General features: G+C 70.4%; 18 protein-coding genes and 1 pseudogene. 11 read left to right on the top strand and 8 right to left on the bottom strand.

Translation table 11 applies throughout. From position 1 onward, the window contains the following. Positions 1-7 precede the first annotated feature (7 nt). The 3 genes from NP095_RS12555 (at position 8) to NP095_RS12545 (ending at position 5045) form a co-directional block, all read left to right on the top strand. A complete protein-coding gene (locus NP095_RS12555; RefSeq protein WP_232419480.1) occupies positions 8-1378 on the top strand; it encodes an NAD(P)H-quinone dehydrogenase in 1371 nt (456 codons plus the stop codon). A 162-nt stretch (positions 1379-1540) separates the two neighbouring features. Beyond that, positions 1541-4585: a SpoIID/LytB domain-containing protein gene (locus NP095_RS12550; RefSeq protein WP_232419484.1), complete on the top strand. Its 3045-nt coding sequence runs from the start codon at positions 1541-1543 to the stop codon at positions 4583-4585. 25 nt (positions 4586-4610) lie between these two features. Next, positions 4611-5045, top strand: coding sequence for a phage holin family protein (locus NP095_RS12545; protein ID WP_232419486.1), 435 nt, complete (start codon positions 4611-4613; stop codon positions 5043-5045). A gap of 69 nt (positions 5046-5114) precedes the next feature. Here NP095_RS12545 and NP095_RS12540 read toward each other — a convergent pair whose 3' ends face one another. Beyond that, a complete protein-coding gene (locus tag NP095_RS12540; protein ID WP_232419489.1) occupies positions 5115-6878 on the bottom strand; it encodes an acetyl/propionyl/methylcrotonyl-CoA carboxylase subunit alpha in 1764 nt (587 codons plus the stop codon). A gap of 105 nt (positions 6879-6983) precedes the next feature. Here NP095_RS12540 and NP095_RS12535 point away from each other — a divergent pair, with 105 nt between their 5' ends. Next, positions 6984-8150 carry an acyl-CoA dehydrogenase family protein gene (locus NP095_RS12535; RefSeq protein WP_232419490.1) on the top strand — a complete coding sequence of 389 codons (1167 nt, stop codon included), beginning with the start codon at positions 6984-6986 and terminating at the stop codon, positions 8148-8150. 15 nt (positions 8151-8165) lie between these two features. Here the strand turns inward: NP095_RS12535 and NP095_RS12530 are convergent, their stop codons facing one another. Next, positions 8166-8387: a hypothetical protein gene (locus tag NP095_RS12530; protein WP_232419491.1), complete on the bottom strand. Its 222-nt coding sequence runs from the start codon at positions 8385-8387 to the stop codon at positions 8166-8168. A gap of 172 nt (positions 8388-8559) precedes the next feature. On the opposite strand from NP095_RS12530, the gene NP095_RS12525 reads away from it, so the two are divergent. Further along, a complete protein-coding gene (locus NP095_RS12525) occupies positions 8560-12624 on the top strand; it encodes an Ig-like domain-containing protein (protein WP_232419492.1) in 4065 nt (1354 codons plus the stop codon). 63 nt (positions 12625-12687) lie between these two features. On the opposite strand, the pseudogene NP095_RS12520 reads toward NP095_RS12525, so the two are convergent. The 6 genes and pseudogenes from NP095_RS12520 to NP095_RS12495 form a co-directional block, all read right to left on the bottom strand. Further along, a pseudogene (locus tag NP095_RS12520) lies at positions 12688-12990 on the bottom strand (Maf family protein); the annotation flags it as partial. A 97-nt stretch (positions 12991-13087) separates the two neighbouring features. After that, on the bottom strand, positions 13088-14968 hold the full coding sequence (locus NP095_RS12515; protein WP_232419494.1) for a VWA domain-containing protein: 1881 nt from the start codon (positions 14966-14968) through the stop codon (positions 13088-13090). A 48-nt stretch (positions 14969-15016) separates the two neighbouring features. Then, a complete protein-coding gene (locus NP095_RS12510; RefSeq protein WP_232419495.1) occupies positions 15017-15595 on the bottom strand; it encodes a Maf family protein in 579 nt (192 codons plus the stop codon). Next, positions 15592-16251 carry a hypothetical protein gene (locus tag NP095_RS12505; protein ID WP_232419496.1) on the bottom strand — a complete coding sequence of 220 codons (660 nt, stop codon included), beginning with the start codon at positions 16249-16251 and terminating at the stop codon, positions 15592-15594. The genes NP095_RS12510 and NP095_RS12505 overlap by 4 nt, the downstream gene beginning before the upstream one ends. 61 nt (positions 16252-16312) lie before the next feature. Then, positions 16313-16555, bottom strand: a complete 243-nt coding sequence (locus NP095_RS12500; protein WP_232419497.1) for an acyl-CoA carboxylase subunit epsilon — start codon at positions 16553-16555, stop codon at positions 16313-16315. Next, positions 16555-18159 (bottom strand): acyl-CoA carboxylase subunit beta, encoded by a 1605-nt coding sequence (locus tag NP095_RS12495; RefSeq protein WP_232419499.1) that lies wholly within the window; start codon positions 18157-18159, stop codon positions 16555-16557. Before NP095_RS12495 ends, NP095_RS12500 begins: the two co-directional genes overlap by 1 nt. A 91-nt stretch (positions 18160-18250) precedes the next feature. Between NP095_RS12495 and NP095_RS12490 the strand changes: the two genes are divergently transcribed. Genes NP095_RS12490 through purE form a run of 6 tightly spaced genes read left to right on the top strand, consistent with a single transcriptional unit; the run spans position 18251 to position 22596 of the window. Next, positions 18251-18586: a hypothetical protein gene (locus tag NP095_RS12490; protein WP_232419500.1), complete on the top strand. Its 336-nt coding sequence runs from the start codon at positions 18251-18253 to the stop codon at positions 18584-18586. 37 nt (positions 18587-18623) lie between these two features. Next, a complete protein-coding gene (locus NP095_RS12485; protein WP_232419501.1) occupies positions 18624-19406 on the top strand; it encodes a biotin--[acetyl-CoA-carboxylase] ligase in 783 nt (260 codons plus the stop codon). A gap of 36 nt (positions 19407-19442) precedes the next feature. After that, on the top strand, positions 19443-19955 hold the full coding sequence (locus NP095_RS12480; protein WP_232419503.1) for a PH domain-containing protein: 513 nt from the start codon (positions 19443-19445) through the stop codon (positions 19953-19955). Further along, positions 19942-20928 carry an adenylate/guanylate cyclase domain-containing protein gene (locus tag NP095_RS12475; RefSeq protein ID WP_232419505.1) on the top strand — a complete coding sequence of 329 codons (987 nt, stop codon included), beginning with the start codon at positions 19942-19944 and terminating at the stop codon, positions 20926-20928. Before NP095_RS12480 ends, NP095_RS12475 begins: the two co-directional genes overlap by 14 nt. A gap of 46 nt (positions 20929-20974) precedes the next feature. After that, positions 20975-22111, top strand: a complete 1137-nt coding sequence (locus NP095_RS12470) for a 5-(carboxyamino)imidazole ribonucleotide synthase (RefSeq protein ID WP_256766094.1) — start codon at positions 20975-20977, stop codon at positions 22109-22111. Beyond that, positions 22108-22596 (top strand): 5-(carboxyamino)imidazole ribonucleotide mutase, encoded by a 489-nt coding sequence (purE, locus tag NP095_RS12465; protein WP_232419507.1) that lies wholly within the window; start codon positions 22108-22110, stop codon positions 22594-22596. Before NP095_RS12470 ends, purE begins: the two co-directional genes overlap by 4 nt. Positions 22597-22609: the final 13 nt, after the last annotated feature.

Here is a 22609-nt window from a genome sequence, read left to right as displayed (position 1 = left end):
TCGAGCCATGGCTCATGTCGTGATCATCGGTGGCGGACCCGGCGGATACGAAGCGGCGCTGGTCGCCCGGCGGCTGGGGGCCGAGGTCACGCTGGTCGAGCGTGACGGGATGGGCGGCTCGACCGTCCTGACCGACTGCGTCCCCAGCAAGACGCTGATCGCGACCTCCGACCTCCTGCACGAGGTCAGCCGGTCGGCCGAGCTGGGCGTCGAGGTGCCGCGGGCGCCTCGCGCCGACCTCGCGTCGGTGAACGACCGCGTGCTGGGTCTGGCCCAGGCCCAGTCGGACGACATCGCCGAGCGCGTCGCCTCCACCGGGGTCACGATCCTGCGCGGCACCGCCCGCATCTCCGACGCACGCGAGGTCATCGCCTCGACGCCCGACGGGGAGGTCCGGCTGGCGGCCGACGGCATCCTCATCGCGACCGGCGCCCATCCGCGCGTCAGCCCCGATGCCCAGCCCGACGGCGAGCGCATCCTCACGTGGGAGCAGGTCTACGGCCTGCGCGAGCTGCCCGAGCACATGATCGTCGTCGGCTCGGGCGTCACCGGCGCCGAGTTCGCCAGCGCCTACAACGGCCTGGGGGCCGAGGTCACGCTGGTGTCCAGCCGTGACCGCGTGCTGCCCGGTGAGGACCCCGACGCGGCCACCCTGATCGAAGAGGTCTTCACCCGGCGCGGGATGAACGTCCTGGGCAAGTCCCGCATGGCGTCCACGCGGCGTGAGGGCGACCAGGTCGTCGTCACCCTCACCGACGGCCGCACGGTCACCGGGTCGCACTGCCTGCTCGCGCTGGGCTCGATCCCGAACACCGCCGACCTCGGCCTCGAGGAGGTCGGGATCGACACCGACGACGGCGGCTTCATCTCGGTCGACAAGGTCTCGCGCACCAACATCCCCGGCGTCTACGCGGCCGGCGACTGCACCGGTGTCTTCATGCTGGCCTCGGTCGCCGCCCAGCAGGGCCGCATCGCGATGGCGCACCTGCTCGGCGACGCCGTCCACCCGCTGGACCTGCGCAAGGTCTCCAGCAACATCTTCACGTCCCCCGAGATCGCCGCGGTGGGCGTCGGCCAGCGCCAGGTCGACGAGCAGGGCCTGCTCGTCGACACGGCGATGCTGCCGATCACCGCGAACCCGCGAGCCAAGATGCAGGGCGTCCACGACGGCTTCGTCAAGCTCTACGCGCGCCAGGGGATCGGCACCCTGATCGGGGGAGTGGTGGTCGGACCGCGGGCCAGCGAGCTGATCCACACCGTCTCGGTCGCCGTCTCGGCGTCGCTGACGGTCGACCACGTCGCCGACGCCTTCAGCGTCTATCCCTCGATGTCCGGCACCGTCAGCGAGGTCGCTCGCCGGCTGCACCGACAAGTCTGAACCAGTAGTTGAATTTCAGCCCGCCACCGCTGTAATCACACGCGTGTGGTTTCGCAGGTCAGACCCAAAGTGCTGGAACGCTCTCCTGATGTGTGTTGTGATGCGTGTGCTCCGTGTGTCACACGAGCACCAGCTTTACTCGCCACAGAATGGACTTCCCCCATGCATTCCTGGCCGACCCGCTGCAGCATCGGTCTGACCACGATCGCCCTCGTCGGAGCGACCCTGCTCCTGCCTGCCCCCGCGCAGGCCGCCGGAACCGACATCGTCGAGACGCGACCCACCCCGGCCCAGGCCGAGACGCCCGATGAGGCGACCACGAAGGCACCGGTCTCCGAGGAGGTCGAGGTCGAGCAGACCCCCGTCGAGACGGCCCCGAAGGAGGGCTCCGGCGGTGCGGTCGAGCGCAAGGCCGTCGACCCGTTCCGCATGGTCGGGGTGACCTGGGACGCCGAGGCGGATGCACAGGACGTCTCCGTGCGCGTTCAGGTGCGCACGAAGGGCACGTGGAGCGCGTGGCAGACGCTGGGCATCGAGGACAGCACGGAGGGCGGACGCCCCGGGACCGAGCCGCTGTGGACCGACGCCCCCGCCGACGGCATCGCCGTCGACGTGAAGGCCGGCTCCGGCACGCTCTCGGGCGTCAAGGTGACGACGATCGATCCGGGGAAGTCGGAGATCGTCACGCCGTTCAGCCCGGCGGTTTTCAGCCCGGCGGTCGAGGACACCGAGGAACTGCCGCAGGAGGGCACCGACGGCGTCCCGGACAACCAGACCGAGTCGGTCGCGGCCGACGGCACGCCCAAGGTCGTGCCGATGCCGTCGATCATCACCCGCGCGCAGTGGAAGGCCGGGGCCGGCACCAGCTGCAGCGCCCCGGTGACGCGCCCGAAGGCGCTCGGCGTCGTCATCCACCACACGGCGGGCTCCAACACCTACACGAAGGCCGAGTCGGCCGCGCTCGTGCGGAGCTACCAGTCGTACCACGTCAAGGGACACGGCTGGTGCGACATCGGCTACAACTTCCTGGTCGACCGGTTCGGCCAGATCTTCGAGGGCCGCAAGGGCGGCATGACCAAGCAGGTCCGCGCCGCGCACTCCGGCGTCGAGGCCGTCAACCAGTACGCGACCGGCGTCTCGATGATGGGTCACTTCGACCACGCGCAGCCCAGCGCGGCGATGAAGACCTCCGTGGTCAAGCTGGTCGGCTGGCGACTGAAGTTCTTCGGCGCCAAGGCCAAGGGGACCTACACCGCCGGCGGCAAGAAGTACCAGGTCATCAACGGACACCGTGACGTGAAGTCGACCGCGTGCCCCGGCAAGCACGGCTACGCCTGGATCAGCGCCGTCGGCGGCCTGCGCGACCGCGCGCACACGTACACGTCGAAGGCCGCCTCGGCTGCCGGTGCGCCCGCGGCCGCCCCCGCCCCGAAGCCGACCCCGAAGCCGACGCCCGCGCCGGTGAAGAACCTCAAGACCCCCACCGGCGTCAAGGTCAGCACGACCCCGACCACGGCGACGGTCACGTGGAACAAGGTCGCCGGGGCCACCCACTACCGCCTCGCGGTCTCGCCCACGGGCAGCTCGAAGGGCGCGAAGTTCTACAACGTCTCGACCAACCGCGCCACGATCACCGGGCTGCACGCGCGCCGGGTCCACGTCTTCCGCGTCTCGGTCTACCAGCCGTCGCCGAAGAAGCGGCTCAGCCCGTACACGGCCAAGCCGTTCCCCACGGCCCGTACGAAGGCGTTCACGGCCCCCTCGGGCGTCCGCGCCACCTCGCGTGGCCGGAAGGCGCTGAAGCTCACGTGGAAGGCTCAGGCGGGCGCTCCGGGCTACCGGGTGCAGATCATCCAGTCGGGCAAGTCGTCGGGCGCGCGCTACCTGATGACGCGCACCAACTCGATCAAGATCACGAAGCTCAAGCCGAACACCCGCTACCGGATCCGCGTGTCCGTCAGCTACCCCAACAAGGAGCGGGCCAGCGCCTACACGAAGGCTCCGTACCCGACGGCGGCCACGCGTCCGCTGACGGCGGCCGCGGCGAAGCCGAAGCCGAAGCCCGCCCCCAAGCCCGCCCCGAAGCCGGCTCCGAAGGCGTCGGCCAAGAACGCCGTGACGCCGTCGAGCGGCAAGGTCGTCTTCAAGGGCCACGGCTACGGCCACGGCATCGGCATGAGCCAGTACGGCGCCGAGGGCGGCGCCCGCGCCGGCCAGAAGTACGACGCGATCCTGCGCAAGTACTACCCGGGGACGACGCTCAGCACGAAGTCCGCCACGATCCGCGTGCAGATCTCGGCCGACACGGGCAACTCGGTGCACGTGCTGCCGAAGTCCGGCCTGAAGTTCCGCCGCCTGACCGGCAACGCCGTGACCGTGCTGCCGACCTCGGTCAGCGGCCGCGCCGTCTCGGCCTGGTCCATCGACCTGACGAAGGGCGACGCGAAGAAGAGCACGCTGTCCTACAAGTCGGGCTCGAAGTGGTACGCCCACACCACGTTCTCCGGCGATGCCCAGTTCGAGGGCCCGGCGACGATCAGCCTCGTCCTGCCGAACGGCTCCACGCGGGCCTACCGCGGCGCGCTGCGCTCGACCCGGCCCACCGCCACCACCCGCGACACCGTCAACGTGCTCAGCCTCGAGGCCTACCTGCGTGGCGTCGTGGCGCGTGAGATGCCCGCCAGCTGGAGCATGGAGGCGCTCAAGGCGCAGTCCGTCGCCGCGCGCACGTTCGGCTCGCGGTACCTCGGCTCCAAGAAGCACTTCGACATCTGCGACACGGTCTCGTGCCAGGTCTACGGCGGCTACGCCGACGAGACCAAGCGCACCAACGACGCGATCGCCGGGACGAACGGCAAGATCCTGACGTACAAGGGCGAGCCGGCGCTGACGCAGTTCTCGAGCTCGTCGGGTGGCTTCACGAACGCGGGCTCGATGCCCTACCTGAAGCCCGTCAGCGACCCGTGGGACAACTGGAGCGGCAACAAGAACCACGCCTGGAGCCAGACGGTCACCGCCGCCGCGATCCAGAAGAAGTACGCGATCGGCACCCTGAAGTCGATCACGGTCACTCGACGCAACGGGCACGGCGACCAGGGTGGCCGCGTGGTCTCGATGACCCTCAAGGGGTCCAAGGCCAGCAAGACGATCTCCGGCGTCGACGCTCGCTGGGCCTTCGGCCTGAAGTCGGACTGGTTCGGCTTCTGAGATCCGGCAGTGGGATGATCGTCCCATGCTGAGTGCCCGCCTCTGGATCACGATCGTCACCGCTGCTCTGGCCAACGCGCTCGCGCTCGGCCTGGCCGCGTGGATCCTCGACGGTTTCACGCTGACGCCCGGTTGGTGGGTCGTCGCGGTCGTGCTGTTCACCGTCCTCAGCGTCGCGCTCCGCACGGTCGCCCTCCGGGTGACCAGCTCGCGCTGGCTGCGGGTCTCGACGATCACCGGTGGACTGGCGCTCACCGCGATCGCGCTGGCGCTGACCGACGTGATCGTGCCCGACTCGGGCTTCGCCATCCACGGCTGGGGCACGTGGGTCGTCGTCACGCTCGTCGTCTGGGCGGCCGGTGTCGCCTTCGGCGAGGTCGATCACCACGCCCCCGCCTCCACGCCGGGCGTCTCGCCCGACACCCGCGCCGCCCGTGAGGGCGAGCGTCGCGCCTCCTGACCCACCAGCTCCCCGCACACGACGAAGCCCCGGCCATCAGGCCGGGGCTTCGTGCGTTGCGGGTGTGTCTCAGGCGTCCTTGATGTCAGCGATCACCGCGCCGGCGCCGATGGTCTCGCCGATGACGGCCACCAGGCCCACGACCGAGCCGGCCTTGTGGGCGTTGATGGGCTGCTCCATCTTCATCGCCTCGATGACGACGACCAGATCGCCCTCGGCGACCTCCTGGCCCTCCTCGACGGCGAGCTTGACGACGGTGCCCTGCATCGGCGACGTCAGCGAGTCGCCGCTGGCCGCGGCGCCGGCGGACTTGCCGCCCTTGCGCTTGGCCTTCTTGCCACCGCCCGCGGCGGCGGCGCTGGCGCCCAGGCCGCCGGGCAGGACGACCTCGACGCGCTTGCCGCCGACCTCGACGGTGACGCGCTCGCGCTCGCCGGCCTCATCGGAGCCGTGCTCGCCGCTGTACGGCTCGAGCTGGTTGTCGTACTCGGTCTCGATCCAGGTCGTGTAGACGTCGAACGAGCCGTTTGAGGCGTTGTACGCCGGGTCGTCGAGCACCGAGCGGTGGAACGGGATGACCGTGGGCATGCCGTCGACCTCGAACTCGGCCAGCGCGCGGCGCGAGCGCTCGATGGCCTGCTCGCGGGTGGCGCCGGTGACGATCAGCTTGGCGACGAGCGAGTCGAATGCGCCGGGGATGGTCTCACCCTCGACGTAGCCCGAGTCGACACGGATGCCCGGACCGGCCGGCGGGTCCCACTTGGTGAGGGTGCCGGGTGCGGGCAGGAAGCCGCGGCCGCCGTCCTCGGCGTTGATGCGGAACTCGATCGAGTGGCCGCGCAGTGCCGGATCGTCGTAGCCCAGCTCCTCGCCGGCGGCGATGCGGAACATCTCGCGGACGAGGTCGACACCGGCGACCTCCTCGGAGACGGGGTGCTCGACCTGCAGGCGGGTGTTGACCTCGAGGAAGCTGATCGTGCCGTCCATGCCCACGAGGAACTCGCAGGTGCCGGCGCCGACGTAGCCGGCTTCCTTCAGGATCGCCTTGCTGGAGGTGTAGAGGCTCTCGATCTGCTCGTCGGACAGGAACGGCGCGGGCGCCTCCTCGACGAGCTTCTGGTGGCGGCGCTGCAGCGAGCAGTCACGCGTCGAGACGACGACGACGTTGCCGTGCTGGTCGGCCAGGCACTGGGTCTCGACGTGGCGCGGCTTCTCGAGGAACTTCTCGACGAGGCACTCGCCACGACCGAAGGCCGCGACGGCCTCACGGACGGCCGAGTCGTAGAGCTCGGGGATCTCCTCGAGCGTGCGGGCGACCTTGAGGCCGCGACCGCCACCGCCGAACACGGCCTTGATGGCGACCGGCAGGCCGTTCTCCCGGGCGAACGCGACGATCTCGTCGGCGTCCTTGACGGCGTCCTTGAGGCCCGGGGCCAGGGGCGCGCCGGCGGCCAGGGCGATCTGCTTGGCCTTCGCCTTGTCGCCGAGGGCGTCGATGGCGGAGGGCGGGGGACCGATCCAGGTCAGCCCGGCGTCGATGACGGCCTGGGCGAATTCGGCGTTCTCGGACAGGAAGCCGTAGCCCGGGTGCACGCTGTCGGCGCCGCTGCGCTCGGCCACGGCCAGGATCTTGCCGATGTCGAGGTAGGAGTCGCCGGGGGTGGACCCCTCGAGCGAGTAGGCCTCGTCGGCCAGCCGGACGAACAGGGCGTCGCGGTCGGGCTCGGCATAGACCGCCACGCTGGCGATGCCGGCGTCCTTCGCGGCACGGATCACACGCACGGCGATCTCGCCACGGTTGGCGATCAGGACCTTCTGCAGGGGCTTGCTCACGAATACTCCTCGAGTCTGATGGCAGTCGCGAGTCTAAAGTGTGTGGTTTCGGAGTGCAGACGTGGGCTCGACCACAACGTGGTTAATGCCTGTTAACCTGCGGGCATGGACTTCGAACTGTCACGCGAGCACGAGGACTTCCGCCACGTCGTGCGCTCCTTTGCGGCCGAGCGGATCGCTCCCCACGTCGCTGACTGGGACAAGGCGCACCACTTCCCGGTGGACGTCGTCCGCGCGATGGGCGACCTCGGCCTGTTCGGTCTGACGGCTCCCGAGGAGTTCGGCGGCTCCGGCGCCGACTTCACCAGCCTGTGCATCGCCATCGAGGAGCTGGGCCGCGTCGACCAGTCGATGGGCATCACCCTCGAGGCCGGCGTCGGCCTGGGCATCAACCCCATCCAGACGTTCGGCACCGCCGAGCAGAAGGAGCGCTGGCTGCCCGACCTCGTGGCCGGGCGGGCGCTGGCCGGCTTCGGGCTGACCGAGCCCGGCGCGGGCTCCGACGCCGGCGCCACGGCGACGAAGGCGGTCCTGGACGGCGACGAGTGGGTCGTCGACGGGGCGAAGCAGTTCATCACCAACTCCGGCAGTGAGATCACCTCGCTCGTCACGGTCACCGCGCGCACGGGCACCCGTGAGGACGGACGTCCCGAGATCTCGGCGATCGTCGTGCCGTCCGGCACGCCGGGGTTCGTGGCCGAGCCCGGCTACGACAAGCTGGGCTGGCACATCAGCGACACCCACCCGCTGTCGTTCACGGGCGCTCGCGTCCCGGCGGACCACCTGCTGGGCGAGCGGGGGCGCGGTTACGCCCAGTTCCTGGCCACACTGGACGACGGCCGCGTGGCGATCTCGGCGCTGGCCCTCGGTCTCATCGAGGCCTGCCTCGAGGCGTGCGTGCAGTACGCGGGGGAGAGGCAGACGTTCGGCGGGCCGATCGGGCGCAAGCAGGGCGTGGCGTTCCAGATCGCCGACCTCAAGGTCATGGCGGACGCGACACGGGCGCTGACCTATCAGGCAGCGGCGATGAAGGACGCGGGAATCACCGGGGCCCGCTTCAAGCAGGCCGCGTCGGTGGCGAAGCTGTACAGCTCCGAAGCCGCCGTGACGGCGACGCGAACGGCGACGCAGGTGTTCGGCGGCTACGGATTCATGGAGGAGTACCCGGTGGCGCGGTTCTACCGCGACGCCAAGATCCTCGAGATCGGCGAGGGGACGAGCGAGGTCCAGCGGATGCTGATCGCCCGCTCGCTCGGTCTGCCGGTCGAGTAGGGAAGCGCTCTGGGGTCAGAGCGCCGTCATCTGGCGGCACGGCAACGGAATGTGCATCGAGCCGTTGCCGAAGTCGACCTGGACCGAGTTCTGGCCCTGGACACTCAGGACGCGACCGAGGCCGTAGGTATCGTGCGACACCCGGGCTCCTGTCTCGTAGGTCTCTGCGGCAACATCGGGCTTCTTGGGGAACGGGCTGCTTGCGAGGTGGCGTCGGGGGCGCTGTGAGGTGGTCATCGTGTTCCATTCTCCCACGCCGAGGCTCATGAGTGAACCGATCCGCGCATCCGTGAGACGTATGACGCGCGGATTCGTCGAGTTCGTGACTGTTGGGAAACGTGGGATTACGTGGATGTAACACAGGATCCCTAACGTGAGCGCGTCCCTTCCCCCTGTGCTGGAGGCATTCATGTCCCCCTTCCCCGCGAGGCGCCGCGCGGCGCTTCTGACCGCGGCACTGGCGTGTGCCCTGGTCGCGCCGACGGTCTCCGTCGGTACTGCCACGGCCGCCCCATCGGCCGTGGCCTCGTCCACCTCCACGCTCTACGACGACCTGCCCGACCCGATGGAGCGCGGCTCCTACGGCGTGCAGACCATCCAGGAGACCAAGCTGGGCCTGGTCGACCTGCAGGAGCCGAACTCGTCCGGCTCGGCCCCCACCGCGGGCAGCGCGCAGGCAGCCGAGAAGCTCGAGATCCGCGGCTCCCTGTACCGCCCGGCGAACCGCACCGAGCCCTCGCCGGTGATCGTCCTGGTCCACGGCAACCACGGCTCGTGTGACGCCGGCCAGAACTCGACGACCGCGAGCTGCACGCAGTTCAAGCGCAACGAGGCGGGCTACGCGTACCTCGGTGAGAACCTCGCCACCTGGGGCTACACCACCTTCTCGGTGTCGCAGGACCAGCTGATGATGCGCCAGGACAACAACATGGGCAAGGGCATGCACCAGCGCCGCAAGCTCATCGCGGCCACCCTCGACGCCCTGACCGCGGCCAACGAGCCCGGCGGCCTGCCGGTCGACGCGCACACCACGATCGGCACCACCCTCGCCGGCACGCTCGACCTCACGCGCATCGGCCTGATGGGCCACTCGCGCGGTGGCGACGCGGTGACCAACTTCATCGACTACAACCAGACGCGTACCGACGGCCCGCGCTACCCGCTGCGCGGCGTGATCGCGCTCGCGCCGACCGACTACGAGCGCAAGGCGCCCACCGGCGTGCCGTTCCTGTCGATCCTGCCCGGCTGCGAGGGCGACGTCACGAACCTGCAGGGCGCGCGCACCTTCGAGCGCAGCCAGTACCGCGACGGTGACGACCCGTTCCCGAAGATGCAGCAGTACGTCCTCGGCGCCAACCACAACTGGTTCAACACCGTGTGGTTCGCCGACGGACAGGACGGCGGCACCCAGGTCGATCCCGCGTGTGGCAACTCGCGACCGACCAACGGCAACAACGTGCAGCCGAACAACCACCGGCTCTCCGGCGCGGCCAGCTACGACCCGCCGTCGTACGTGCTCGACAACTCCGACACGTACAACCCGCTGGTCAACACCAAGATCTCCGGCGACCCCGAGCGCATGGGCGACCAGGAGAAGATCGGCCTGGCCACGATGTCGGCCTTCTTCCGCCGCTACGTCGGCGGTGAGGGCGCGTTCGATCCCTACATGACCGGCGAGCTGTCGAACACCGACTCCCACCGGCAGATCCCCGAGTCGGCTTGCCCGACGAGCGAGAGCGGCCGCCGCATCGGCTGCGAGGAGCGCGTCTCGACGAACTACTTCCCGCCGGCCTCCGAGCGCGTCGACGTGATCCGTCCCGAGATCGTCAACCCGCTCACCGAGAACGCCCTGGGCGGCTCGCTCAGCGGCGAGGGGTTCGTCAACCCGTACCTGAAGAACGGCGGCGCCCCCGTGCCCGAGGCCACGGCCGGTGGCTTCGACTGGTGCAACCCCGAGCCCGACGACTTTGCCCCGGCGCAGCTGGGCAAGGGCAGCCTGCCGACGGCCGAGAAGGCGTGCCCGCTGCCGGCGAAGGACGCCCTGGGCGGCCAAAGCGGCATGCGTGAGAACTCGCCGATCAACCACTCCTACGGTCGCCAGCTGGCGCTGGCGTGGGAGGGGGGCCAGTCGGCCAGGCTGACCGCCCAGATCCCGGCGAAGGACCGTGACGTGAGCGGCCTGAAGGCGCTGTCGATGAGCGCGGACGTGAACTTCTTCGACGACCGCAACCCCGGTGCCCAGCGCACCGAGAACGGTCAGCCGCTGCCGGTGACCTACGACCCCGCTGCGACCACGCAGGACTTCCTGATCGCGCTGGTCGACACGCAGGGCCGCGAGGCCACGGTGAACGCCGGTGACGAGCGGTGGGGCAACGCCCTGCACATGAGCACCGGCAACACCACGACCCGCATGCACATGGTCCTCGACCAGATCCGGGTCCCGCTCAGCGAGTTCGCCGCCAAGGGTGTCGACATCTCGTCGCTGGCGAAGGTCGAGCTGCGCTTCGGCGTCGAGGGCACCCCGGAGTCCGGGTCGATCCAGCTCGCCGACGTGCGGTTCCAGGAGGCGGTCGGCACGGCGAAGATCCTCTCCGACGGCGACGTCGCCGACGGCGCCGGCCACGGTGCCGCCAAGGGCGCCGATCCGGCCGACTACATCAAGGACATCGACATCGCGCCCGGCAAGTACGCGCTGAAGGACCAGGTCGCGCACGAGTACAACAACACGACCTGGGTGGTCGACAACGACCGGGCGCAGTGCCCGGACGCCAACTTCACGTCCATCCAGTCGGCGATCGACCACGCCGCTCCGTGGGACACCATCGTGGTCTGTGAGGGCGTCTACGAGGAGTCCTCGACGCCGATCACCGCGGCGTCCAACCCGGTCGCCAGCGGCGCGAAGAACGGCCTGACCATCACCAAGCCGCTGAAGATCAAGGGCGCGGGCGCCGACAAGGTGACCATCCGCCCGGACCAGTCGCTCGACTCGCTGGCCGGCCAGGTGCCGTACCTGCGTGACGGCGGCGGCAACGTCATCACCGTGTCGCGTCAGTCGCTCGGCTCGACCGACAGCACGGAGATGTTCGTCGACATCTCGGGCGTCACCGTGACCTCCGGGTCCACGTGGGCCGAGGCCGGCATCGCCTTCTTCGGTGCTGCGGGCCGCGTCTCCGAGAGCGTCGTGGGTCCGTTCCGGGTCGCCAAGAACGGCGACGAGCTCGCCGACGCCCCGCACGGCTGGGGCATCGTCCAGACCGGCATCGTCAAGGGCGACGGACCGGGCACGGTCGAGACGGACGTGACCGTGGCGAACAGCGTCGTCAAGGGCTACCAGTCCGGCGGCATCCTGTTCGACGGTGGCAGCGGCAAGGACGGCGCGGCGGCCAACACGCAGCGCCGCAACCTGATCCAGCGCGGCTACGTGCACGGCACGGTCGTCCAGGGCAGCTCCAGCAAGGTGTTCGCCCAGACCGGTGTCCAGTACGCCAACGGCACCGAAGGCGAGGTGAAGGACAGCCGCATCGCCGGCAACTACGACGGCAAGGTCCCGTCGAAGTCCTACGGCCTGCTGCTGACCGACGCCAAGACCGAGGTTGCGAATGCGCTCACGGTCACGTCCAACGTGTTCCAGGGCAACGGCTTCTCCGTGTACAACGCCGTCGCCGACGGCTCGGGTCCGCGCACCGGTGCGGCGGTGACCGTGCGCTCGAGCTACCTGGGCCGGAGCAACCCGGTCGCCGATGGCACGGCCGATCCGGCCGAGAACGTCGAGGCGATCTCCGGCAGCGGCTCGGTGACCGTCAGCTCGCGTGCCTCCACGCAGCCTGCGTCGGTGCCGACGAAGGTCGGCAAGGTCACCGACGAGGGTCCGAAGGCCGAGATCGTCGATCCGATCGACGGCTCGACGGTCAAGCCGGGCGAGACGGTGACGCCGCTGGTCCGTGCTCGGGACGACTTCGCGGTCCGCTCGGTCACGCTGACCGTCGACGGCGTGAAGTCCGAGCCGGCCACCTCCGCTCCGTACGCGTTCTCCTGGGTGCCCAGCGCCGACCAGGCGGGCAAGACGGTGAAGATCACCGCGACGGTGACCGACTCGTCCGGCCGGACCACGACGACGAAGGCGTTCAGCCTGAAGGTCGCCAAGGGCGGCAGCGGCGAGGCCGGCCCATCCAAGCCGAGCCCGAGCGTGCCGGCGCCGAAGGTGTCGATCACCAAGGTGGTCAGGAAGGCCAACGGCACCGCCGTGGTCTACGCCAAGGTCAACCGCGCGGGCGTGGTCAAGGTGTCGGGCACGAAGGTCAAGACCGCGACGGTCAAGGCCAAGAAGGCCGGCACCGTCAAGATCACCGTCAAGCCGAAGAAGACCCTCAAGGCCGGCAAGAAGAGCACGGTCAAGGTGAAGGTCACGTTCACGGCCACCGGCAAGGGGGTGAGCAGGAGCAAGACCGTCACGCTGGTCCGCAAGAAGGGCTGACGGACTGCTGAGACGCGATGGGGCCGGGCGCCATGCCCGGCCCCATCGGCGTTTCACGCGCCGTCAGCGCCACAGGTCGGTCCAGGCGACGCCCAGCTCGACCGTCATCTCGAGCAGCACGGGAACGCTGACGCGCACGACGTTGTGGTGGTCACCCTCGATCCGCGTGATGAACGCGGCGCCGAGGCCCTCGATCGTGAACGCGCCCGCGACGGCCAGCGGCTCGCCGCTCGCGACGTAGGCGTCGATCTCCTCATCGGTGACGTTCGCGAAGTGCACCCGGGTGGCGGCGCTGCGGACGACCTCGTCCTCACCCAGGCGCAGGCAGTGCCCGGTGTGCAGGACGCCGGCGTTACCGCGCATCGCGTACCAACGCTTCTCGCACGCTGGGGCTTACCGCTCGACCACCTCGCGCCCCGCGATGGCCCGGACACCCCGATTCCGGGGGTGTCCGGCGAGGCGATCAGCGACGGCGGCGCAGCACGAGGACGACCCCGGCGACGAGTGCCACCAGCACGACCGCGCCGCCCACGAGCCACGTCACGGGCGTGCCCGACTCGTCGGCCAGGGCGGCCGTGGACTCGTCCTCGTCGGCGGTCGTCTCGTCGTCCGCGGCGGCCGTCCTGACGGGGGAGTCGACCAGCCGGGAGTCGGCGCTCGGGGCCTCGAGCCCTTCGACCTCGGCGTAGGTCGGCGCCACGTCGCCCAGCACGTTCTCGCGCGCGAGCGTGAGCGTGTACGGCAGGTTCGCCTCGTCACCCTGCAGCTTCAGGCTGACCAGCACGTAGTGCATGCCCGCCAGCGACGCGCCCTGGCGATCCGCGCCGGGGTGGGCCCGGTTGGCGGGATGGACGGGCCAGGAGATGGCGCCGGTGCGGTACGCGATGTTCTCGCGGGCCGCGACGATCGGCACCGCGGTCCAGTCCTTCGGCCTCTGCCCGAACTGGCTGACGGTGACGTCGCGGCGCAACGGGTTGATGACGGTCACGTCGACCCCGCTGCCGGCCTTGGCAGCGTCCCGCACGTCGTCGTTCAGCGTGGCGTCGAACTGCGCCCGCAGCTGCTGGCCCCAGTCGACCGGGACGGCCAGCACCTGGGTCTCGCCGGCACTGATGTCCATCCGGTAGGTGCCCGGCTCGACCTCGGGCGCGTTCGCGATGCTCGTTCCGGGAACCGTCTCGCGGGGAGTGCCCGGCGTGGGCGCCACCCACCGCGGCTCGTCGCCGACCGTGCCCGCGGCGAGGTCCGACGTGATCGGCGGCTCCTCGTAGACCGCCAGCTCGATCGGGCGGCCTTCCAGGGTGCCGACGACCCGGTCGACCTCGAGGGCGAGCTCGTCGTCGGTGCGGCACGCGGACTCCGCGTCGAGCACCCAACTGGAGACGCCGCCGTAGTAGATGGGCGACCGGCTGGACATGTCGAGTCCGTACGTCGTGTCGGCTTTGCACTGCTGCCCGTTGAGGCGCGTCACGCGCAGGACCGCCGCGGCGCCGAGGTCGCCCGAGACACCACTGACCACGGCACCGACGTGGAACGTCGTGCCGGGCGCGGAATGCTGCAGCCGGTAGTGGGCGGTCGCGTCGGTCGCGATGGTGTCGGTGTACTGGCCCCGCTCGAGCAGCGGCGCTCCCTCGAAGGCGGGCGTGCCCCGGACGGGGGTGCCGGTGAGGTCGAACGGACGCGAGGCGCGCACCGACGAGACCCGCAGGCTGTCGGTCAGGCTCTCCGCGTCGTCGGCGTCGTAGTAGGTGCCGTTGCCCTCGTCGGCCACGCACTGCAAGGTCTTCTTCGCGCGACCTGAGACGTCGAACCCGACGACGTCGATGCGCAGGTCGATGCCGTCCTTCGCGATCTCGCGGGCGACGACGCACGGATCGGGGTCACACGTCGGCTCGCCGTCCGAGACCAGGACGATCGTGCGCTGTCCCGAGTCGCCGAGATCCTTGGCGGCCTCGCGCAGCGCGTGGCTCGTGGGGGTCCAGCCCACAGGCTCGTACTCGGCGACGGCCTTGCGCAGCGCGTCGCGGTTGTCGGTGTCGAGGTCGACGATGCGCTTCGAGTCGGTGCAGGCCGCCGGGTCGTCCTCGGCCACGTCGCTGGCGCCGTAGACCCGGAAGCCGACCCGCTGCTCGGCGGGCAGGGCGTCGATCACGGCGTTGAGTCCGTCCTTGGCGGCCCGGATTCGCGTCGTGCCCCCGCCCGTCTTCTCGGCCATGGACCCGGACGCGTCCATCACGAGCATCATCGACGTGGCGCCCTCCACCTCGTCGGCGGTGGCCGCCGGCCAGGACAGGGCCGTCATCGCCAGCGCGATCGTGCCGATCAGCGACATCACTTTGGTCACGTAGTTCTCCCCCCACACCAACAACGTCGCCGGACATCGTGCCATGAATCAGCGCCAGAGGGAGGTCCACTCCTGACCGAGGTCGCGCATCATCTCGCGCACGACGGGCACGCTGACCCCGACGACGTTGTGGTGGTCGCCCTCGATCCGGGTCACGAAGGCCGCGCCGAGGCCGTCGATGGTGAAGGCGCCGGCGACCTGCAGCGGCTCGCCGCTCGCGACGTAGGCGTCGATCTCCTCGTCGGTGACGTACGCGAAGTGCACGCGCGTGGCCGCGTGGCGGACCACCTCCTCGTCCCCGAGCCGCAGGCAGTGGCCCGTGTGCAGGACGCCGACGTTGCCGCGCATCGCGTACCAGCGACGACGGGCGACCTCGGGCTCGTACGGCTTGCCCAGGATCTCACCGTCGAACTCCAGCACCGAGTCGCAACCCAGGACGAGGGCGTCCGGGTGGTCCACGGCGACGGCGCGGCACTTCAGTCGTGCCAACTCGGTCGAGAGCTCGGCGGGGCTGTCGGCGACGACGACGTCCTCGTCGACGCCCGAGACGATCACCTCCGGGTCGACTCCGGCGCGACGCAGGGTCGACAGCCGGGCCGGCGACGCCGAGGCCAGGACGAACCTCATCGGTCCTCGTTGTCGCTGTCCGGCACGTCGCCGTACGCGGCGGGCTCGGCGGCGAGGTCAGGGTGGGACAGGACGGCGTCGACGAGACGCTGGGAGCCGCCGACGCACAGCCCGTCATCGTCGACGTCGGCGGCGATGAACCAGGCGTGGTCAGCCGGCCACGTGATCGAGGCCGGCGGCAGCGTCCGCTCGACATCGGGGGCGTAGTCGGCGGCGCCCCAGTCGCCGACGTCGCGGGCCGGTCCGCGGAAGAGCAGGTACGCGCGCTTGCCACGCAGGTCGACCCGGGGCCCGTCGGTGACCTCGGCACGGAAGGCCGGACGGTTGCGCGGTGGAGTGGGCCGGAACCACAGGTCGCGCAACCAGTTCGACCGCACGACGGAGAACACGCGGCCCTGGTCGGTCAGCTCGCCCCAGCCGTCCCACAGTCCGAAGAACACGTCCTCGGGTGTCCGGGTGTGCTGGGCGGCCAGCGCGACGACGATCGCCATGAGCTCGTCGTCGCTGCGGTAGTGCTCGGACTCGCCATCGTCGAACCGGACCGTGGCGTACGCCTCGAAACCCGGAGGGCCCTGGCCCGCGAGTGTCTGCCAGTCGGCGTCCGCCCGGACGAACCAGTCGGCGGCCGAGACGTCAGGTTCGTGGCGCAGGGTCATGCCCGAGATCGTGCCACATGGGCGGGAGGGGTGAGTTTCCCCGGAAACCGTCAGTTGGTCGTCACCAGGCGGAGGCGCGCCACTGGCCACGCCCGGAGCGGTGCACCGTGCGGTGCTGGCGCGTCGGGTGGCCCCACTGGCTGCGCGGCTGAGGCTCGTCGACCTGAGCGGCCGCGGCCGCGGCGTTGCGGGCCGCGATGACGGCGACGAGCGCCGCCAGCTCCTCCGGCGTCGGATCGCCCTTGACCACCCGGAGCAGCGGCTGCTGCTCCGGGGCGTCGGGGGTCTGCGTCTCGTCGGACATCAGAGCGGGATGTTCCCGTGCTTCTTGGGCGGCAGCGACTCGCGCTTGGTCGCCAGCAGGCGCAGGGCCTTGACGATCTCGGCGCGGGTCTGGCTGGGCTTGATGACGCCGTCGATGTAGCCGCGCTCAGCCGCGACGTACGGGTTGCACAGCGTGTCCTCGTACTCGGTCATCAGCTCGGCGCGCAGCGCCTCGGGATCGTCGGAAGCGGCGATCTCACGGCGGTACAGGATGTTGACCGCGCCGGAGGCGCCGACGACCGCGATCTGGCCGGTCGGCCACGACAGGTTGATGTCGGCGCCGAGGTGCTTGGAGCCCATGACGTCGTAGGCGCCGCCGTAGGCCTTGCGCGTGATGATCGTGACGAGCGGGACGGTGGCCTCGGCGTACGCGTAGATCAGCTTCGCGCCGCGGCGGATGATGCCGTTCCACTCCTGATCGGTGCCGGGCAGGAAGCCGGGCACGTCGACGAACGTCAGGACCGGGATGTTGAACGCGTCGCAGGTGCGGACGAAGCGGGCGGCCTTCTCGGACGCGTCGATGTCGAGGCAGCCGGCGAACTGCATCGGCTGGTTGGCCACGACGCCGACGCTCTTTCCCTCGACGCGGCCGAAGCCGATCACGAGGTTCGGCGCGAACAGCGGCTGGACCTCGAGGAACTCCTGGTCGTCCAGCACGGTCTCGATGACGGTGCGGATGTCGTAGGGCTGGTTGGCCGAGTCCGGGATGAGCGTGTCGAGCGCGAGGTCGAGATCGCTCGGCTCGAGGTCGACGACCTCGGGGAACGCCTCGGGCTCCTCCATGTTGTTCTGCGGCAGGTAGGAGATCAGCGCCTTGACGTACTCGAGCGCGTCGTCCTCGTCGGAGGCCAGGTAGTGCGAGTTGCCGCTCTTGGTGTTGTGCGTGCGACCGCCGCCGAGCTCCTCCATCGTGACGTCCTCGCCGGTGACCGTCTTGATGATGTCCGGTCCGGTGATGAACATGCCCGAGGTGCCGTCGACCATGATCGTGAAGTCGGTGACCGCGGGGGAGTAGACGTGGCCGCCGGCGCAGTTGCCCATGATCAGGCTGATCTGCGGGATGACGCCCGAGGCGTGCACGTTGCGGCGGAAGATCTCGCCGTACAGGCCGAGCGAGACGACGCCCTCCTGGATGCGGGCGCCGGCCCCCTCGTTGATGCCGATGATGGGGCAGCCGGACTTCATCGCCAGGTCCATGACCTTGGTGATCTTCTCGCCGTAGACCTCGCCGAGGCTGCCGCCGAAGATGCTGAAGTCCTGGCTGAAGACGCACACCTGACGGCCGTCGATCGTGCCGTAACCGGTGATGACGCCGTCGCCGAGCGGACGGTTCTTGTCGAGGCCGAACGCCGTGGCGCGGTGACGGGCCAGCGCGTCGAGCTCGACGAACGAGCCCTCGTCGAGCAGCTGCTCGATCCGCTCACGCGCGCTCTTGCGATCGCGGGCGTGCTGCTTCTCGGCGGCACGGTCGGCCACCTCCACGGTCGCCTCGTGGTGGCGTCGTTCGTACTCGGCCAACTTTCCGGCGGTGGTGTGGAGCTCGGGGTGCTCCTCCAGCGGGACGTCAGGCAGGGCGTCGGTCATGGCGAACACCTTAACCGGAGCGGTTTCTGGTGCCACAGCAAGGCAGGCGCAAGGTCTGTTCTCCGGGTTCTGCCGGTGCCATGATCGAAGGATGAGCCTCGATCCGACGGTCACCAACGTGGATCACTACCGCGTCATCTTCGAGAACGACCAGGTCCGGGTCCTGGACTACACCGACGCCCCCGGCGACGAGACGACGCCGCACGAGCACCCCGACAGCGTGATGTACACGCTGAGCTCCTTCAAGCGGCGCCTCATGTCCGGGGACTTCCAGATGGACGTCGACCTGGACGCCGACACCGTGCTGTGGCTGCCGGCGCAGCAGCACCACGCGAAGAACATCGGGGAGACACCGACGCACGTCATCTTCGTCGAGCTCAAGCAGGCGGGGGCAGCGCCGGCGCCGGGCGTCCTCGGCCCGCAGTAGCCGTCGTCGATCGGCGTGCCTGTGCCAAGGTGGGGCCGTGCAGCAGCCCCAGCGTGAGCCCCTCGACCGCGACCGCCTGGCCGACGTGGCTCCCGGCTTCACCGTCCACGTGACGCAGGAGACCGCGAGCACCAACGCCGACCTGGCGAGCGCCGCCCGCGATGGGGCCCCCGAGTGGAGCGTCCACACCACCGATCACCAGGCAGCCGGTCGGGGCCGCCTCGACCGCACGTTCACGATGCCGCCGCTGACCGGCATCGCGGTCTCGGTCCTGGTCCGTCCCGTCGAGGTGCCGCCGGCGCGCTGGCCGTGGCTCCCGCTCGTCACGGGCCTGGCCGTCGTGGATGCCGTGCGCGAGGTCGGTGTCGACGCCGCCCTGAAGTGGCCGAACGACGTGCTCATCGACGACCGGCGCAAGCTCTGCGGGATCCTCGTCGAGCGGGTCGAGACGTCGCAGGGCCCGGCCGCGGTCATCGGCGTCGGATTGAACGTCGCCCTGACCGCCGAGGACCTGCCGGTCGAGACCGCGACGTCGCTGTGGCTGGAGGGCGCGACGACGGTCGACCGGGCCGAGCTGCTGGGAGTGCTCCTCTCGGCACTGCGCACGCGACTCGAGCAGTGGCGCGATCCCGCCCGCCAGGACGAGCTGGCACGGGCCTACGCCGACGTGTGCTCGACGATCGGGCGGCAGGTCAGGATCCAGCGGCCGGACGGCAGCGACGTGGTGGGCGAGGCGACCGGCATCGACGAGTCCGGGCGCATCGTCGTGGACGGGATCGCCTGGTCGGCCGGCGACGTGACGCACCTGCGCCCCGTGTGACGCTGCGGCTGGTGTCCGTCGTGGGAACATGGCCGCATGCTGTCCGAGAAGTTGCTCCTCGACGACGAGACGGTCGAGGCCGAGACGCGCACCCATGTGAAGGTGCTGATCGTGCCGTTCCTCGTCGGCCTGGCCATCATGCTGATCGGCGGGTACTTCGCCGGAGCGGTCGGTGATTCGGGCGGAGGCACGCCGAGACTGCTCGGTCTCGTGGTGCTGGCCGTGCTGTTCATCTGGGGCACGCTCATTCCGTTCCTGCGTTGGCTCACGTGGACCTACACGCTCACGAACCGTCGCCTGATCGAGCAGAAGGGCATCCTGACCCGCAGCGGCCGGGTCATCCCGCTCGCCCGGATCAACGACGTCGCGTACGAGAAGGGCGTCGTCGACCGCATCCTGGGCTGCGGGACGCTGATCATCCACGACGCCAGCCAGCAGTCGGGGCTGCACCTGCACGACATCCCTCGGATCGAGGAGTTCCACCGCACGATCACGCGACTGGTCCTGGAGTCGCACGCCCCGGAGGCACGCCGCGATGAGCAGTCCTGACGATCAGCAGCTGGTCGACATCATCCTGGCCGAGCAGCTGCAGTACACGAACGCCGAGACCGCGGAGCGGGGCGGCCTCACCCCCGAGCAGGCCGCGCGACTGTGGCGCAACCTGGGCTTCCCCGACCCCGGCGACGAGACCGCCTTCGGCGACGCCGACGTCACGGCGGTCGCGATCGTCGCCAACGCGATGGAGCACCAGATCCTCGACGAGGAAACGGTCTTCCGGCTGACCCGAGCGCTCGGGCAGACGATGTCGCGGCTCGCGGACTGGCAGGTGACGATCCTGGTCGACCAGCTCGAGTCCGACATCGAGCGCGGCAAGTCCGACAGCCGCGCGGACGCGGCCCTCGAGCTGGCCCAGACCTCGGTGCCCGGCTTCGAGCGGCTGATGGTGCACGTCTGGCGGCGCCACCTGGCGGCCGCGGCGGCACGGCTCACCGCGCTGGGCGAGAACGACCAGGCGCTGCTGTCGACCGACATGACCGTCGGGTTCGCCGACATGACCCGCTTCACGGCGCTGTCGAACCGGCTGGACGACGCCTCGCTGGCGTCGGTCGTCGAGGAGTTCGAGACGCGTTGCGGCGACCTCATCACCGCTGCCGGCGCGCGCGTCATCAAGACGCTGGGCGACGCGATGCTGTTCGTGCACCCCGATCCCGTGCGGGCCACCCGGATCTCGGTCGACATCATCAACACGATCGGCGCCCGCCCCAAGCTGCCCGACGTCCGGGTCGGCCTGGCGACGGGATCGGTGCTGAGCCGGCTGGGCGACGTGTTCGGACCCCCGGTCAACCTGGCCGCGCGCCTCTCGCAGGTCGCGCGGGCCAACCGGCTGCTGGTCGACCAGGCCACCGCCGACGCGCTCGGCGACACCTTCGAGAAGCGGGTGCTGCCGCCGCGTCACATCAAGGGGTTCGGCCATCTCTCGCCGATCACGGTCTCGGAGCGGCTCCCGTTCCGGTCCCGGTGAGCGACCTCGACCGCTGGCCATCGCGATCTCGCCCTAGGCTGGCGCCGTGACGCACGAACCCCCGCAGCACGACGTGGCCGTCATCGGTGGTGGCCAGCTGGCCCGGATGATGCAGCCGCCGGCGATCGGTCTGGGCATCCGGCTGACCCTGCTCGCCGAGGGCCCGGACGTGTCCGCCGCCCAGGCGATCGCCGACCACCACATCGGCACGCACACGGATCTGGACGACCTGCGCCGCGCCGTGCAGGACGCGCCCGTGGTGACGTTCGACCACGAGCACGTCCCGCCGGAGCACCTGCGGACGCTGGTGCAGGAGGGGCACGACTGCCGCCCCGGTCCGGACGCGTTGATCCACGCCCAGGACAAGCTCGTGATGCGTCGGCGGCTGACCGATCTCGGCGTGCCGTGCCCGCGCTGGGCGCCGGTGGCCGAGCCTGCCGACGTCGAGGCCTTCGGCTTCCCGGCGATCGTCAAGACGGCGCGCGGCGGCTACGACGGCAAGGGCGTCTGGAAGGTCGAGTCCGCCGCCGACCTCGACGAGCCCTTCGGCGCCGAGGGCGCCCTGCTCGTCGAGGAGCTGGTGCCGTTCCGCCGCGAGCTGTCCGCGCAGGTCGCGCGCAGCGCCACCGGCGAGATCGTGGACTACCCCGTCGTGGAGTCCCGCCAGGTCGACGGCGTGTGCTTCGAGGTCATCGCGCCGGCTCCGAACCTCGACCCCGTGCTCGAGGCGCGTGCCCGCTCGATCGCCCGGACCATCGCCGAGGCGCTCGACGTGGTGGGGATGCTCGCCGTCGAGCTGTTCGAGACCAACGACGACCGGATCCTGGTGAACGAGCTGGCGATGCGCCCGCACAACACCGGCCACTGGTCGATCGACGGCGCCGTGACGAGCCAGTTCGAGAACCACCTGCGCGCGGTCATGGGCCTGCCGCTGGGGTCCACGACGCCGCGTCAGCCGTGGAGCGTCATGGTCAACATCCTCGGCGGTGCCGTCGAGGATCTCGCCGCCCAGCGCGAGGTCGCGCTCGCGGCGCAGCCCGACGTCAAGGTCCACCTGTACGGCAAGGCGGTCAAGCCCGGCCGCAAGGTGGGCCACGTGACCGCCGTGGGCGACGAACTCGAGGACGTGCTGCGCCGGGCCCGGCGCAGCGCGGCACTGCTGACGGACGGAGACCGGGCATGACGGCACGCGTGGGAATCGTGATGGGGTCCGACTCGGACTGGCCGACGATGGAGGCCGCCGCGACGGCCGTGGGCGAGTTCGGCATCGAGTACGAGGCCGACGTCGTCTCGGCGCACCGGATGCCCGACGAGATGCTCGAGTACGGCCGCACCGCGCACGAGCGCGGCATCGAGGTCATCATCGCCGGCGCCGGGGGAGCGGCCCACCTGCCGGGCATGCTCGCCGCCGTGACGCCGCTGCCGGTCATCGGCGTGCCCGTCCCGCTGAAGTACCTCGACGGGATGGACTCGCTGCTGTCGATCGTCCAGATGCCCGCCGGGGTGCCCGTCGCGACGGTCGCGATCGGCAACGCCCGCAACGCCGGCCTGCTGGCCGTGCGCATCCTGGCCACCGGCGATCCCGCCCTGACCTCCGCGATGGTGGACTTCCAGGCAGCCCTGGCCGACGCCGCTCGCGCGAAGGGCGCCAAGGTCCGCGGGCACTGACGTTCGCCTCTCG

Origin of the sequence: Aeromicrobium duanguangcaii (genome assembly GCF_024508295.1) — a bacterium.
Classification (GTDB): Bacteria; Actinomycetota; Actinomycetes; order Propionibacteriales; family Nocardioidaceae; genus Aeromicrobium; species Aeromicrobium duanguangcaii.
The sequence above is the reverse complement of the archived record's forward strand: the minus strand, read 5'-3'. Positions and strand labels throughout refer to the sequence as shown.

Excerpts from the sequence above, each read along its gene's own strand:
- NP095_RS12475 (WP_232419505.1), top strand. The coding sequence starts at position 19,942 with ATGAGCAGTCCTGACGATCAGCAGCTGGTCGACATCATCCTGGCCGAG.
- NP095_RS12495 (WP_232419499.1), bottom strand. The coding sequence starts at position 18,159 with ATGACCGACGCCCTGCCTGACGTCCCGCTGGAGGAGCACCCCGAGCTC.
- NP095_RS12530 (WP_232419491.1), bottom strand. The coding sequence starts at position 8,387 with ATGACCACCTCACAGCGCCCCCGACGCCACCTCGCAAGCAGCCCGTTC.
- purE (WP_232419507.1), top strand. The coding sequence starts at position 22,108 with ATGACGGCACGCGTGGGAATCGTGATGGGGTCCGACTCGGACTGGCCG.
- NP095_RS12490 (WP_232419500.1), top strand. The coding sequence starts at position 18,251 with ATGAGCCTCGATCCGACGGTCACCAACGTGGATCACTACCGCGTCATC.
- NP095_RS12510 (WP_232419495.1), bottom strand. The coding sequence starts at position 15,595 with ATGAGGTTCGTCCTGGCCTCGGCGTCGCCGGCCCGGCTGTCGACCCTG.
- NP095_RS12545 (WP_232419486.1), top strand. The coding sequence starts at position 4,611 with ATGCTGAGTGCCCGCCTCTGGATCACGATCGTCACCGCTGCTCTGGCC.
- NP095_RS12535 (WP_232419490.1), top strand. The coding sequence starts at position 6,984 with ATGGACTTCGAACTGTCACGCGAGCACGAGGACTTCCGCCACGTCGTG.
- NP095_RS12505 (WP_232419496.1), bottom strand. The coding sequence starts at position 16,251 with ATGACCCTGCGCCACGAACCTGACGTCTCGGCCGCCGACTGGTTCGTC.
- NP095_RS12555 (WP_232419480.1), top strand. The coding sequence starts at position 8 with ATGGCTCATGTCGTGATCATCGGTGGCGGACCCGGCGGATACGAAGCG.
- NP095_RS12525 (WP_232419492.1), top strand. The coding sequence starts at position 8,560 with ATGTCCCCCTTCCCCGCGAGGCGCCGCGCGGCGCTTCTGACCGCGGCA.
- NP095_RS12550 (WP_232419484.1), top strand. The coding sequence starts at position 1,541 with ATGCATTCCTGGCCGACCCGCTGCAGCATCGGTCTGACCACGATCGCC.
- NP095_RS12480 (WP_232419503.1), top strand. The coding sequence starts at position 19,443 with ATGCTGTCCGAGAAGTTGCTCCTCGACGACGAGACGGTCGAGGCCGAG.
- NP095_RS12500 (WP_232419497.1), bottom strand. The coding sequence starts at position 16,555 with ATGTCCGACGAGACGCAGACCCCCGACGCCCCGGAGCAGCAGCCGCTG.